Origin of the sequence: Comamonas squillarum, assembly GCF_025309455.1 — a bacterium.
GTDB lineage: Bacteria > Pseudomonadota > Gammaproteobacteria > Burkholderiales > Burkholderiaceae_C > Comamonas > Comamonas squillarum.
Genome location: NZ_CP104377.1, coordinates 340545 through 354018, shown reverse-complemented (window position 1 = coordinate 354018; position 13474 = coordinate 340545). Strand labels below are relative to the sequence as shown.

The following is a 13474-nucleotide window of genomic DNA, read 5'->3' as shown; positions in this document are numbered from 1 at the left end:
TTTCCATCGCTGATGGCTTAGGGACCCTCTACATAACTTCCTGCCGTAGTCTGAACGCGGTCTCGGGTGATCTACGTCCATCCCGCTTGGCGAGCGTTTTGCATAGCATCCCTAGAACTTGCCGTTCAGGGTCAGCATCGCATTGCGTGGCAGCGCCTGCATATTGCCGTTGTAGACCGAGCTGACGGTCTGGTAGTAGGTCTTGTCAAAGACATTGTTCAGGTTCAGGACTCAAAGTCCAGGTCGGGTCAAAGCGGTACTGCAGCATCAGATCCCAGGTCGCATAGCCGTCCTGCGTGAACTTGTAGGGCTGGCTCTCGCCGCTGCTGTTGGTGACAGAGCCGCTCACATACTGCGTGCTCTGGATACGGCCACTGCCGCCCACGCGCCATTTCGACAAAGCACCCGGCAAGGTATAGACGGTGGACAGCTTGAACAAATGCTTGGGCGTGATGCTGCTGAAGACCGTGCCTTCGGTCTTGTCCCGCGTCTGGTTGAAGGTATAGCCCGCCGCCAGCTGCCAGCCGCTGGAGACCTCGCCCCCCACTTCCACATCAAAGCCCCGGCTGCTGACCTTGCCCTGTGGCAGGTAGCAGCAGCTCGCGCCCCACAAGCTGTAGTTCTCCGCATAGCGTTCATCGAGCACCGCAGTGCCGGTGCGCTCCACGTTGAAGACGCTGAAGGTCGCGTTCATGCGCCCATCCATCAGCTCGCCTTTGAGCCCCGCCTCATAGCTCTTGCCCTTGATGGGGTTCAGCGGCGTGCCCGGCTGCGGGCCCGCCAGGTTGAGCGCCTGGGGTTTGAAGATCGACGATTAGCTGACGTAGGCCGATCAATGCGGGTTCAGGTCATAGATCACACCGCCATAGGGCGTGAGCTTGGCGCTTTCCTTGAACGATTTGGCGGACCAGGGGCTGTGTTGCCAGCGGTGTCGATGATGTCGGACATGGTCTGCGTGAACTCATAGAGCGCCATGCGGGCGCCAGCAATCACATGCAGCTTGTTGCTCGGGTGCAGCCGCACAACGCCATAGGCGCCCAGCTGCTCCTGGCCCCAGGGGCCGTAGCGCTCGCTGAGGTTCAGGTTGAACTGGTCAAATGCCGGGTTCCAGGGCTGAATATCAAACACAATGCCGCCCACCGTGCCGCTGTCGGTATAGCTCATGTTCTGCCAGCGGCTGCGCACCCGCTGCCAATCAGCCCCGATGAGCAGCTCATGGCTGCGGCCCAGCAGCGAGAACGGGCCGCTCAGGTTCAGATCCACCATGTCCTGGGTGTTGGACGAGTCCAGCACACCGCCGCGCCACACCGGCCCGGCCAGGGTTTGCGGGTCTACTGCGCCGGACAGCGTGCTCCAGCGGCGTTGCTGCTCGGTGCGCGCATGGGTGGCGTTGAGCTTGAGCTTCCAGTGGTTGTCAAAACGGTGCTCCAGCTGGGCAAACATCTCGTCGTTCTCGTAGTGGAAGTAGGCCCAGGGGTTGGAGAAGGCCGTGCTGCGCGGCAGGCCCAGGCTGCGGCCATCGGCAAAGCGTGGCAGGCCGGCATAGTCGCCCTTCTGCCGCACCTTGCCGTAGGAGCGGCCCACGGTCAGCAAGGTGTCGGCCGTCAGGTCGGCCTCCAGCACACCGTAGAGCGAAGGCTTTTCCTGGCTGATGTAGTCAAAGTAGGAGTAGCCCTTTTGGTAGCTTAGCACCGTACGGCCCCGGATGCGGCCATCCTGCGTCAATGGGCCGGTAGCATCGATCTCGGTGCGCTGGTTGCCCCAGCTGCCCAGCGATTGCGACACCTCCACCTGCCGCTGCGCCAACGGCTTTTTGCGCACCAGGTTGATGATGGCGCCCGGATCGCCCACCCCGCCCAGCAGGCCGGATGCACCGCGCATCACCTCCACCCGGTCGTAGGAGCCCATGTCCTGCTGGGGCTGGTAGGTGTAGGCGCCCAAGGCCATCGGCGCGCCGCCATCGATCTGCATGCTGGTGATCTGAAAGCCGCGCGAGAAATAGCGGCCGGAGTTGTCAGCCACGATGACGCCAGGCGTCAAAGTCAGGGCCTGCTCCACATCCACCACCCGCTTGTCATCCATCAGCTGCCGCGTCACCACCGACACCGACTGCGGAATCTCGCGGAAGGACTGGTCAGTCTTGGAGGCAATGCTGGTCACCTGGTTGGTGTACGAGCCCGTGCCTTCGGTCGTGCCATTGGCCGAGCGCCGCGCCGTCACGCGGATCTCTGCCAACGAGCGCTCGGGCGCCAGCGCCGCAGCCGCAACGACCGGTGCGGCCGGCGCGGGCGCGTTGCTGGCCGGCTTTTTGACCACCAGGTAACTGCCGCTGGCCTGCTGCACCGCCTGCAGCCCCGTGCCTGCCACCAAGGCAGCCAGGCCCTCTGGCACCGTGTGCCTGCCCTGCAGGCCGGGGCTGCGTAGACCCTCGGTGGTATCCGGGGTGAAGGACAGCAGCACGCCGCTCTCCTTGGCAAAGCGCGTCAAGGCTGCATCTAGCGGGCGGCGGGGATGGCCTAGGTGTGAAGGTTCAATAGGTTGTATCCGGTGTTCATCCGGGTTGGATTTGAGAGACTGGAAGTCGCCAAACACCCAACCCACTCAGGACAGCCAACCGGATGAACACTCATAAGCATGCCCGACTTACCTTTGCCCGGAGACTGGAGATGGTCAAACAGATGACCTTGCAAGGCCTGGATGCCTCTCAGGCCGGAGCCCTTCAAGGCGTCACCGCACAGACCGCTCGCAAGTGGCTGGGCCGCTACCTCTGGGGCGGCGAAGCAGCCCTGGCCGATGCTTCCTCCAGGCCCATTTGCTCTCCCAAAGCCATCTGCGAGTCCAAGGCCTTACTCATTGTTGAGCTACGCAAACGCCGCATGCTGCAGTCGCGCATTGCCAGCTACGCACCGCCGGCAACGACCAGCACCACCAGCGACTTGACCATCTGCCTGCGCCGCGCCGAGCGCTGCGGCGCCAAGGCGGCTTTGGCAAAGTTCAAGGTATCGGGCCCCGCCATCGCACCCAGCCGGCCGTTAACGGCCTCGATGCGCTGCCAGGCCTGTTCATGCACCGGGTCTGCCGCCCGCCATTGCTGCCATTGGTTTTTCAGATCGGGGGTGGCATCTGGCGATTGCAGCTCCACCATCCATTCCACCGCCTGCTGGGCAACGGCCCGAGGAATCGCCGCCTCAGCCATGGACGGCGAAATAGCACTGCATGCCCGCTTGCACGATGTAGCGCTTCACGGTCGAGAGCGAAATGCCCAGCGCGGCCGCAATCTCCAGCTGGGGCATGCCCTCTAGTTGCGCCATCAAAAACGCCTGGCGCACGGGAGCCGGCAATTGGTCCAGCATTCGATCGATCTCATCGAGCGCCTCCAGCAAGAGCGCCCGCTCCTCGGGCGACATCGCCATCAAGGCGGGCGCCTGCGCCAATGCCTCCAGGTAGGCCTGCTCCAGGCGTTGGCGGCGGTAGCGGTTCAGCAGCGCATGCTGGGCAGCGGTGGTCAGAAAAGCGCGCGGCTCCTTCGCCGCCACCGGCTCATCGCGCAACAGCAGGCGCAGAAAAATGTCGTGCGCGAGGGCGGCCGCATGGTGCGCATCGCCGAGTTTGCGGCGCAGCCAGGTGCGCAGCCACGTGTGGTGGTCGCGGTAGAGCGCGCTGACTTCCTGTCGCACGCCGTGGTGCGCACTGGCATCTTGGGACATAAAAATGGGAGCTCCGCGCAGGCGCCCCCTAATTTATTGCAAATGATTCTTATTCTATTTTAATTTTTACCCTCAAGTTTGATCAGGATTTGGGTGTCGGTGCTTGACGGTACCGATCAGCCCAACGCTGAGGTCAACGGGCGATTGAACACCACATCCTTCATGACCAAGGTCGAGGTCATGCGCTGCATCCCAGGCAAGGCCGTCAGCTTCTCGTCGTAGAGCTTCTGAAAAGCGGGCAAGTCCTTGACAACGATCTGCAGCAGATAGTCTGGGTCGCCAAAGAGCCGCTGGGCCTAGATCACGTTGTCCAGTTCCGCGACCGCCTTTTCAAACTCGCGCACAACCTTGCTGCTATTGAGCGTGACGAAGACGATGGCGGCGAAGTCCAAACCCAGTGCCGCCGGTGCCAGATCGGCACGGTAGCCGCGGATGGCGCCCGCCTCCTCCAGCGTGCGCACACGCCGATGGCAGGAGGACAAACTTACCCCCACTTGCGCAGCCAGGTCTGTCAGGCTCAAGCACCCATCCAGTTCCAGCGCTGCAAGAATTTTCCCATCCAGTGCATTCATTTTTCAATAGCTTCCATTTTTCTCTTGTTTATTGGAATTTATGGGAAGCACATTCTGCTACATGTTGCCTATCCTTCTGTCCTTTGTTTGAAGAGAGAAGTACTGTGCCTTTGACCGCTGTAGCCGCCTTCTGGGCAGTGTCGTTTGCGTTGGTAATCACCCCGGGCGCCGATTGGGCCCATGTCATTTCTGCAGGCCTGCGCGGACGCCGCTTGGCCTGCTCGGCGGTTGTGGGCCTAGCCTGTGGCGCCTTGTTGGCCACGGCGGCCGTGGCCGCAGGCGTTGGCGCACTGGTCGCCAGCCATCCCATCGTCTTGACGGTTCTGACGGTGGCCGACTCCGCCTACCTGCTCTGGATGGGCGTGGCGATGTTGCGCCGCCCTGCCGCCACCGTCAGCGCCCAATCCGAGCTGGTGGGTGGTGGATGGAAATGGGCGTGCAAGGCCGCAGGTATCAGCAGCTTTAATCCCAAGCTGATTCTCTTGCTTCTGGCGTTGCTGCCGCAGTTTGTGCACGCCGAAAGTGCCTGGCCCGTCACACTGCAGATCATGATGCTGGGTGCCGTGCATGCGCTGAGCTGCTGCGGCGTGTATCTCGCCGTGGGCTTGGCCGCACAGCGCGTGCTGGGCTCGCGCCCAGGCGCGGCACTGGTCGTATCTCGTGTGTCTGGTGCGCTGATGCTCGGCATCGCGTTGCTGCTGCTGGCTGAACGGGCGATGCATTGATGGAGGCGGTGGCTGCCGATCAGCAGCAATGGCACATTCGGTTTGCAGCTTCACTGGATTTTGCTGGTGCTGATGAGCCGTTCAGCATTGGGCAGCGACAGACGGTGTAGAGTAAAGCGGTATGAGCACAAAAGAACCAGCGATCGGTGGCGTAAAGGCAAGTTGGAGCCCACTTTCGAGTTGGCCGTCCACGCTCATTTATCGAGGTACGGTGTTTCGCTGCCTCAAAGCCGTTTGGCCTTATGAGAATGTCGTTGACTTTATGGTGGTGGTCGATCACGAATCACCTTGCGGCTTTGCATTCATCGTCACCACAGGGTACAAGGCCGGCCACATTCTTGTGAAGCTGCCCGTAGATGCCAGGGCGCCGAATGCACAGGCTCTTTCTACCGATTGGATCATCGCCAACTGGGCGTATTGGATTTATCCGGAGTGCCCAGTTGAATGCGTTCGGGTGATAGAGAACTACCCTTCCGAGGTTCAGATTGAAGACGCTGCGCTGTCAGCTCCCCGCGGTCTTCAAATGAAGTAAGCGACCAGAATCAGCCGGCCGCATCACCGGCCCAGACCCGCCCCTCTTAGACATGCCGCTTGATTTGAGTAGAAATAAAATCTGCAGTCTGTTGTTTGCACTCTTCGTTGGCTTGTGGGTGCGGCAAAACTTTTTGGAATACCGCTATCCAATGATTAACTTTTGAGCGTTCTGTCTCGCCGTTCGCACGCCGGTAAGCCATCCAGGTGTTGAGTTCCGTGGGCCTGCGACTGATCGATTCCTCAAGGGCAGGAACATAATCATCCTGCTCCTCGATAAAAAGCCGAGATGGCTCATCGTCGATCAGTCAGGGATGATTTTCTTCAGCCCAACGAAAGATGATCGGTATCACTTGGCGAGGCTGCTCTAGCAGTTGTATTTTCTCTACGACTTCATAAATGTTAGTCACAACTTCGTCGCCATCCGCAGACCGAATTTCTTCAGCGATGAGCTGTTGGAGGTGCGTCGTAGTTTCTATGTTCATCGCCGCATGATAAAGCTACGCCGCCCATCGACGGGTTCGCTTAAGCGCCCTGTAGTCGCGAAGAATCCGTAAATTCTTGGCAACCAGCCTGTTCTACTTGGGCCATAACTCCACTGCATATTTGATCTCCCATTTTTGCTGCAGCGGGCTTCAACAGCGGAGATTCAACAGTCCAGCAAGCCCCCTCACCGCTTCCCAGCACCCCCATACATCTCCCCCGCCGGAAACGCATTCGTCTCAAAATCCAGCCAGGGCGGGTTCTGTGCATACATCTCGGCCGTCAGTTCCTTGATCGCCGAGATGTACCAGGAGTCATCATTGACCCGGTGGCTCAGGATGATCGGCGAGGTGGCGCGCTCGTCGTCGATCAGGCGGTAGACCAGGTCCGAGCGCACCCGGCGCCAGACGCTGTGTGTGCTCACCCAGATCGACCAACTGGCCGACGACGCCGCCCAGCAGCAAGTGAGCGGCGCCATCGCAGAGCAAGCCGCCGGCCCGATGTGGTTGGCCGTCTCGTCCACCCGCTACCGCCTGGGCGTGGATGGCGCCAAACAACTGCTGCTGGAGAGAAGCGGCATCCCGGCGCTGCAGCAGTCCCTCCAACATGCGCTCGCCCAGGTGCCCCAGGCGCGCAGCCATGAGAAAGCGCTGCTGCTGCAGGAGATTCGCAGCCAGCTCCAGGCCCTGCATGCCGAGCGCCAGCAGCGCTTGGCCCAGCTGCGCCAGCTGCAGGCAGAGCAAGGCCAGCGCTTTGCGAGCGACCTGGCCGCCGTGCAAGACAAGACCGGCCGCGACATCCATGCCGTGCTCGATGTGCCGGGGCCCGACCATTCGCGCACGCCCGATAGCTTTGCCGACCAGTTCAAGATGACGCCCGGCAAGCTCGAGCGCAACCGCCTGCAGGTCGCCTACTCCAAGGCCTGCATCAGCATCAGCGCCATCTTGACCAAGCATGGCGTGGTGGAGCTGCCGCTGGAGCAGCAGACCCAGGTCAAGAGCCTGGACAGCGTGATGGTCGCCGTCATGGGCGTCTCGGTGAAATACCGCCAAGACATGCGCCGCCTGTTTTGCGAGGCCGCCGGGCGCAACGCCCTGGCCCAGGCCTTTACCCGCTACTTTGAGCGCTCGGCCGACCGCCAGGCGCTGGTGCAGCGCATGGCCAACCAAGAAGCCCGGGTACAGGCCAGCGCCCAGGCTTTAACGGCCTTGAGCGCACTCGAAGCACTGGAGACCCGCGCATGAATGCGATGGCCGGCGAGCAGCAGTTTCTGGCCCATGTGGTTGGCAGCGCCGCCGGGCCCGCCGCTGCCAACGACCAGGCCAGGCGGGCACATCTGCATTCCCAGCTGCTACAGTTGCAAGCTTGGCAAACCACACTGCAGCAAGTCCTGAGCAGCGCATTTTCACCAGAACCCGGGATACAGCCCAGCCACCCGCTGGCCCAGCAGGCCCAGGCCCTCCACCAGCAATGCCAGGATCTGCAGGCGCGCTGGGCGCAGCAATGGTCTGCGCTGCAGCCCGCGCGCAGCCTGGCCCAGGACTTTGAGCAGCGCGAGATCCTACTGGTGTTTGGCAAGTTCAATGCCGGCAAAAGCTCGCTGTGCAACTTTCTGGCCGAGCGCTTTGCCGCGCAGGGCCAGCCCGTGCGCTTCTTTCATCTAGCAGATGGGGCCGTGGTGGAAAGCGATGAGCCCCTGCGCGAAGGCGCCACCGAAACGACAGCCCGGCTGCAAGGCCTGTGCCTGGGCACCGGCCTGGTGCTGCTGGACACCCCCGGCCTGCATTCCGTCACGCCCGAGAACGCCGCCCTCACCCAGCGCTTTACCGAAAGCGCCGACGGCCTGCTCTGGCTCAGCAGCTCCACCTCGCCCGGCCAGGTGCAGGAGCTGGACGAACTCGCCCGCGAACTGCGCCGCAACAAACCGCTGCTGCCGGTCATCACCCGCAGCGATCTGATCGAAGAAGACGAGGTCGATGGCGAGATCCAGAAATGCCTGCGCAACAAAACCGAAGCCAACCGCGCGCTGCAAGAGGCCGACGTACAGGCACGCGCCCAGGGCAAGCTGCGCCAGCTGGGCATTGATCTGTCGGTGCTGAGGAGCCCCGTCTCCGTCTCGGTCCACATGGCACGCAGCCAACCGGGGCCCTACCCCCTGGCCAACGCCGGCCTGCTGCGCCTCTACACCGCCATCGCCAAGGTACTGGCCCCCGCCCAGGCCTACCAACAGCGCAAGCCAGCCGAGGTGCTGCTGCACCACCTGGAAGAGAACGTGCAATGCGCCATCGATACGGAACTGCTGCCCCAGCTGCAGCGCTTGCAGGTGGCTTTGGACCAAGAGCAGGAGCGCCTGCAACACAGCAAGGCAGCGATGCTGCGCGCCGCATGGCGCCAGACCATCCCGGCACTGCCGGGGTTGCTGGATCTGTATGCGGACCGGTTGCACGTGCTGTCTGCCGAGGTTGCCGCGCTGGTGCGAGGTGAGATTAGGGAACAGCTGCGCAGCCATCTCGGTGGCTATGCACTGCCTGCGCTGCAAGCAGAACCAGCGACCCTGGGGTTGCCACCGGCTACTGTGGGCCCTGATGCCCTTTACGCGACTTTGCAAAATGCTGTGCGCGAGCAGCTAGAGGTGGCTTTGGCTGCGGCGGTCGATACCTGCAGCCATGCACTGGAGCCGATGGTGCTGCCAGTCGCGCAGATGCAGGCGCATTTGCGGCAGTGCAGCCAGGATTTGCATAGCGTGGGCACTGCGTTGCGGGCTTGAATGCGAACGCACGCCCATGTCCCCCATGTCACCTACCGAGCCACCTAGAGTCATGGTTTGCCATCCGATCCGGGCTTCGGGCAAAAACATGCCCATGTTTTTCAAGGTGGATGGACGAGGCTCAAGAGCAGCAAAACGGCATGGTCGAACGCGTGACCCCAACGCTGAAGGAACAATGCGTACACACACCGCTTGGAGCGTCTGCACAACGCCAGCAGGGTCCTTGGGGACTCAATGGGCTTCTGCTGGACGGCCCCTGGTCAGGCCAGAACTGCTGGTGCCAGCCAATCACCAGATCCGCGCGATAGATACCATCATCGACCTACCATCTATCCCATAGCTTGCCGCATATCCGTTGCGCCTGTTTTATAGATTTGAGGCGAACAAAGAACAATTAAGCAGAGGGATTTTTGGCTTGCACTCTCGCGAGATTACGAAGGATCTACAGAGAGGAGAACGGCCTGCGCAGCGCAACGACCTAGCTGGATTTCAGCCTCAAACAGCGCTCGGCAGCACCAGCATGCCCAGTAATTAAATGTGATTTGGAGTTCACAAGGCAATACAATTTGAGTACGTTCTATAGAAAGACATACGATGATGGGCCTAACGGTCAGCCAGCGGATATCCGCCAGCTTTGCACTAATTATTGCGGTGATGTTCGGGATGTCCGCCATCTTTTATATGCGTGCGGATTCGAACCATGAGCGGGCTGCCGACGTTCTCTCCTCCGACCTCGCGGGCATGGGATTCGCTGGCCAGATGCGCCAGGATTTGACCCTCCATTTTTACCAGACGCTCAACCTACTTCGGGATGCGGAGGCGAATGCCGGTCGCAGCAGCGACGTGCTCGCCGAAAACAAGGCGCAGTTGAGCGCGATCGAAGCCAGTTTGGACAAGGTTTACGCCAAATACCTCAACACCATCACCCGCCAGGAAGATCGCGATGCGACCGCGGAGTTCGCGCGTACACGTGAGGCGTATCAGAAAAATACGCATCTGCTGGTTGAAATATTGGAGCGTGGTCAGGTCGCTGAAGCTGCGCAGTTGCGCAGCGGGCAAATGCTGCCGCAATGGCGCAAGGCGCAGGAGCAGGTCAGCCGCATCGTTGACTTGAACCAACATGCCGTGGAGGAGGACATGCAGACGATTCAAGAAATCGCAAGCTCCAACAAGCGCTTGGCAGTCAGTGCGCTGGTGCTGGCTCTGGTGCTGGCCATCATTTGCGGCCTGCTCTTGCACCGCTCGATACTACGTCCTATTCAAGCAACCTTGGCGGCCATGAAAACGCTGGGTACGGGCGACCTTTCGAGCAAGCTCAGTCTGAACCGTAGCGATGAATTCGCTGCCATTGAGGCAGGCTTCAACGGCATGGTCACCTCGCTTCGCGAACTGGTGGTACAAGCGCAGCGTTCATCGGTTCAGCTGACAACGTCCATCACTGAGATCGCTGCAACCACCAAGCAACAACAAGCTACCGTCACGGAAACGGCTGCGACCACCAGCGAAATTGGCGCAACTTCGCGCCAGATTGCCGCGACCTCTCGGGAGCTGGTGCGCACCATGGGTGATGTCTCGGCCCACTCCGAGCAAACTGCAGCGCTGGCCGGGTCGGGCCACCGAGGCGTAGTACGCATGGCCGAGGTGATGCAGGAGTTGACCAGTGCCTCCGAAATGGTCAACGCCAAACTCGCCTTGCTTAACGAAAAGGCTGGCGGCATCAATCAAGTCGTTACCACCATCGTCAAAGTCGCTGACCAAACCAATCTGCTGTCTCTCAATGCTGCGATCGAAGCCGAGAAAGCGGGCGAATATGGCCGCGGATTTGGCGTAGTAGCCACTGAAGTACGCCGTCTGGCGGACCAGACTGCGGTTGCCACCTACGATATTGAACAGATGGTGCGCGAAATTCAGTCTGCCGTGTCCGCAGGCGTAATGGGGATGGAAAAATTCTCCGAAGAGATGCGCCGCGGCAATACTGAAATGTCCCAAGTTGGCGACCAGCTGTCACAGATCATCCACGAAATTCAGGTTTTGGCCCCGCAGATGCAACAGGTCAGTGAAGGCATGCAAACTCAGTCCAGCGGGGCCGAGCAAATTGAGCAGGCCTTGAGCCAACTCACCGAAGCCAGTGGCCAAACCGTAGAGTCACTGCACCAGGCCGGCATGGCAGTTGAGAACATGAGCGATGTAGCCAACAATCTGCGCAGCGGGGTGAGCCGCTTCAAGGTTTAATCGTGGCATTGACCCCAGCAACGGAGCCCGCACCGCTGCACCTGCTGTTCAACCTGGGCGCCGATCGTTACGCCTTGCCTGCCAGCGTGGTTCGCAAAATCATGCCCCTGCAAAGGCTCAAGCATGTGCCGGAGGCCCCCGCCTGGGTGGCTGGTTTGCTGTCCTACCACGGGGAGATCATTCCAGTACTGGATCTTTGCCAGCGTGTATTTGGGCAAAAGGCTCGGCATAGCATCAACACCCGCATGGTGCTGCTGCACTATTCGTCGACCCAATCCCTTGGCTTGATCCTTGAGAAGGCCAATCAGGTGATGCGCCTGCCTAGCCCCGCACAACAGCCGACGGGGCTGGATGCAGGAGGCGCCTACCTGGGCGCCGTTCAGGCGCAAGGCTTGGGCGACATGATTCAGCACATCTCCATTGAAGGGCTGTTGCCACCGGATATGGTCCAGTTGCTGTTCCCGCCCCAGGGCAAGCTAGCATGATTGAACGACTGGAACAACTCTTGCGATCGCTTATCGGACTCGACGCGAGTACGCTGGGCCGAGGGGCAGTCGAGCGTTCACTGCGGCAACGGTTGAAGGCCAACTCCATGGATGAAGAAGCCTACTGGAGCCATATCCGCCAATCGCAGACAGAGCAGCGCGCACTGATCGAAGCCATGGTGGTTCCTGAGACCTGGTTTTTTCGCTACCCTGAATCGTTCTCGCTGTTGACCACCCAAGCGCGAGCGCTACAACGCCGGCTCCCTGTAGGGCAACCTTTGCGCTTGCTCAGCTTGCCATGCTCCAGCGGAGAAGAGCCCTACTCCATGGCAATCGCCATGTTCGATGCCGATTTTGCAGCGCACGAATTTCAGATTGATGCGCTGGACATCAGTCAGCGCGTCATAGAACATGCGACCCTTGGCCAATATGGCGTGAATGCCTTTCGCGGCGATGATCCAGGCATCCGCGAGCGGTATTTTCAACGTGAGGCGGATGGCTCCCACCGCATCGATGAGAGGCTACGCGCCGTGGTGCGCTTTCAGTGTGGGAACATACTCGGCAGCACCATGCCGCCTTCGCTGACGGACTACGACATCGTATTTTGTCGCAATCTGCTGATCTACTTTGACCGACCTACGCAGTTGCGGGCGCTGACCAATCTCAAACGCTGGCTGCGCGCCGACGGACTGCTGTTCACTGGGCCAGCCGAAGCAGGCGTTCTAAGCCAACAAGGCTTCGAATCGCTGGATGCCGCACACAGTTTCGCGTTCCGCCGCCGCACCCTGCCATGCCCCCCAGTGCCAGCGCGCCCCATATTGCCTGCGGCGGTCAAGCCGCGCGCGCCTTCGCCTTTGCCATTGCGTGCCACTTCGGCCGTACGCCGAATGGCGCCTTCACCAGCTGCCAAAAGTGAATCGCCGCCAACGGACGATGCAGCGGCTGGACTGCGCAAAATCACCGAGCTCGCCAATGCAGGACGCAGCGCAGAGGCGCTCACTGCCTGCGCACAGCAGTTGACCCAGCATGGGCCGACCGCCGAGTTGTTTTTCTGGTGGGGTTTGATATGTGACGGTGCAGGCCAGGCCGAGGCTGCCCTGCGCCACTACCGCAAAGCGCTTTACCTTGAGCCCTACCACACCCGAGCACTGGCACACCTGGCAGCCCTGCTGGTGACACAAGGCGACCACAGCGGTGCGGCACGATTACAGCAACGGCTGAAGCAGAGAGAAACCCAAGATGCCGGCAAGTCCTGATCGCCATATCCCGCTAGAGCCCCCAGCTATTGACGCCTGCTGGCAGCGCATTGGTGTTCGCGGCGACCGCTCCTGCGAGAGGCTGCTCCAGCATGTTCATTGCCATAACTGCGAACGCTATGCCGAGGCTGCCGCTCTGCTGCTCGATCGGCATGAGCTGGATCTGGAGATGGTGGACGAGGCTTCGTTCGCGGAGAATCAGCAACCTGACCCGCTGGCTGATGGCCAGACACTGTCGGTCCTGATCTTTCGCATTGGGCAAAACTGGTTGGCTCTGCCTTCAACGCTTTTGCTAGAAGTATCGTTGCCCGTGCCCGTTCACGGACTGCCTTACCCCCGCAACCGTTCACTGCGTGGACTGTGCAATGTACGGGGAACCTTGGTTCCCTGTATGGCGCTTGACCTGGTATTGGGCCTGACCACCGAGACCACGCCGCAAGACCGCCCCCACATGCTGATACTGGACACACCTGGCGGCCCACTGGTGACGGAGGTTCAGACGGTGGAAGGCATATACGCGATTCCACTTGCCAAGCTGCAAAAGACGGGCCATGCCAGTGGCCTTGCGGTCAGCCAGTTAGCCTCTGCGGTGATGCAGTGGCAGCAGCACAGCATCACGGTGCTCCATGCTGATCGCCTGTTGCAAGCCTTGTCCAGGAGCCTTAGATGATCCAACAAGCAACACCGCTGGCACATCTCGCGATGTATGGACCAAA

13 protein-coding genes and 3 pseudogenes are annotated in these 13474 nt (G+C 60.8%); 9 read left to right on the top strand and 7 right to left on the bottom strand.

Features of this window, described 5'->3' with window-relative positions; genetic code table 11:
• Positions 1 to 205: 205 nt before the first annotated feature.
• Both N4T19_RS01610 and N4T19_RS01605 read right to left on the bottom strand, forming a co-directional pair.
• Positions 206 to 757: a TonB-dependent receptor domain-containing protein gene (locus N4T19_RS01610; protein ID WP_409935190.1), complete on the bottom strand. Its 552-nt coding sequence runs from the start codon at positions 755 to 757 to the stop codon at positions 206 to 208.
• A gap of 98 nt (positions 758 to 855) precedes the next feature.
• Complete coding sequence (locus N4T19_RS01605; protein WP_260719274.1) at positions 856 to 2487, bottom strand: TonB-dependent siderophore receptor; 1632 nt, start codon at positions 2485 to 2487, stop codon at positions 856 to 858.
• 131 nt (positions 2488 to 2618) lie between these two features.
• Here N4T19_RS01605 and N4T19_RS01600 point away from each other — a divergent pair.
• A pseudogene (locus N4T19_RS01600) lies at positions 2619 to 2897 on the top strand (leucine zipper domain-containing protein); the annotation flags it as partial.
• A gap of 2 nt (positions 2898 to 2899) precedes the next feature.
• On the opposite strand, the gene N4T19_RS01595 reads toward N4T19_RS01600, so the two are convergent.
• From N4T19_RS01595 to N4T19_RS01580, 4 genes and pseudogenes are all read right to left on the bottom strand, one after another.
• Entirely contained in the window at positions 2900 to 3196 is a 297-nt protein-coding gene (locus N4T19_RS01595; protein WP_260719273.1) for a DUF4880 domain-containing protein, read from the bottom strand.
• Positions 3189 to 3707, bottom strand: a complete 519-nt coding sequence (locus tag N4T19_RS01590; RefSeq protein ID WP_260719272.1) for a sigma-70 family RNA polymerase sigma factor — start codon at positions 3705 to 3707, stop codon at positions 3189 to 3191. Before N4T19_RS01590 ends, N4T19_RS01595 begins: the two co-directional genes overlap by 8 nt.
• Positions 3708 to 3823: 116 nt before the next feature.
• Positions 3824 to 3985, bottom strand: a pseudogene (locus tag N4T19_RS01585) (Lrp/AsnC ligand binding domain-containing protein); the annotation flags it as partial.
• Between the two features lie 18 nt (positions 3986 to 4003).
• Positions 4004 to 4279 carry an Lrp/AsnC family transcriptional regulator gene (locus N4T19_RS01580; protein ID WP_260719271.1) on the bottom strand — a complete coding sequence of 92 codons (276 nt, stop codon included), beginning with the start codon at positions 4277 to 4279 and terminating at the stop codon, positions 4004 to 4006.
• Positions 4280 to 4383: 104 nt separating this feature from the next.
• Here N4T19_RS01580 and N4T19_RS01575 point away from each other — a divergent pair, with 104 nt between their 5' ends.
• Positions 4384 to 5004, top strand: coding sequence for a LysE family translocator (locus tag N4T19_RS01575; protein WP_260719270.1), 621 nt, complete (start codon positions 4384 to 4386; stop codon positions 5002 to 5004).
• A gap of 121 nt (positions 5005 to 5125) precedes the next feature.
• Complete coding sequence (gene imm45, locus N4T19_RS01570; protein WP_116925152.1) at positions 5126 to 5536, top strand: Imm45 family immunity protein; 411 nt, start codon at positions 5126 to 5128, stop codon at positions 5534 to 5536.
• A 669-nt stretch (positions 5537 to 6205) separates the two neighbouring features.
• Here imm45 and N4T19_RS01565 read toward each other — a convergent pair.
• Positions 6206 to 6418: pseudogene (locus N4T19_RS01565) on the bottom strand (LysR family transcriptional regulator); the annotation flags it as partial.
• A gap of 16 nt (positions 6419 to 6434) precedes the next feature.
• On the opposite strand from N4T19_RS01565, the gene N4T19_RS01560 reads away from it, so the two are divergent.
• From N4T19_RS01560 to N4T19_RS01535, 6 genes are all read left to right on the top strand, one after another.
• Positions 6435 to 7262, top strand: coding sequence for a P-loop NTPase family protein (locus N4T19_RS01560; protein WP_260719269.1), 828 nt, complete (start codon positions 6435 to 6437; stop codon positions 7260 to 7262).
• Entirely contained in the window at positions 7259 to 8785 is a 1527-nt protein-coding gene (locus N4T19_RS01555; RefSeq protein WP_260719268.1) for a dynamin family protein, read from the top strand. The genes N4T19_RS01560 and N4T19_RS01555 overlap by 4 nt, the downstream gene beginning before the upstream one ends.
• A 594-nt stretch (positions 8786 to 9379) precedes the next feature.
• A complete protein-coding gene (locus N4T19_RS01550; protein ID WP_182345412.1) occupies positions 9380 to 11017 on the top strand; it encodes a methyl-accepting chemotaxis protein in 1638 nt (545 codons plus the stop codon).
• A 2-nt stretch (positions 11018 to 11019) separates the two neighbouring features.
• The gene (locus tag N4T19_RS01545) at positions 11020 to 11502 is read left to right on the top strand and encodes a chemotaxis protein CheW (protein ID WP_027010358.1); all 483 of its coding nucleotides are present in this window, start codon (positions 11020 to 11022) and stop codon (positions 11500 to 11502) included.
• Positions 11499 to 12758: a CheR family methyltransferase gene (locus N4T19_RS01540; protein WP_260719267.1), complete on the top strand. Its 1260-nt coding sequence runs from the start codon at positions 11499 to 11501 to the stop codon at positions 12756 to 12758. The genes N4T19_RS01545 and N4T19_RS01540 overlap by 4 nt, the downstream gene beginning before the upstream one ends.
• The gene (locus N4T19_RS01535; protein ID WP_116925148.1) at positions 12742 to 13428 is read left to right on the top strand and encodes a chemotaxis protein CheW; all 687 of its coding nucleotides are present in this window, start codon (positions 12742 to 12744) and stop codon (positions 13426 to 13428) included. Before N4T19_RS01540 ends, N4T19_RS01535 begins: the two co-directional genes overlap by 17 nt.
• The last annotated feature ends 46 nt before the right edge of the window (positions 13429 to 13474 follow it).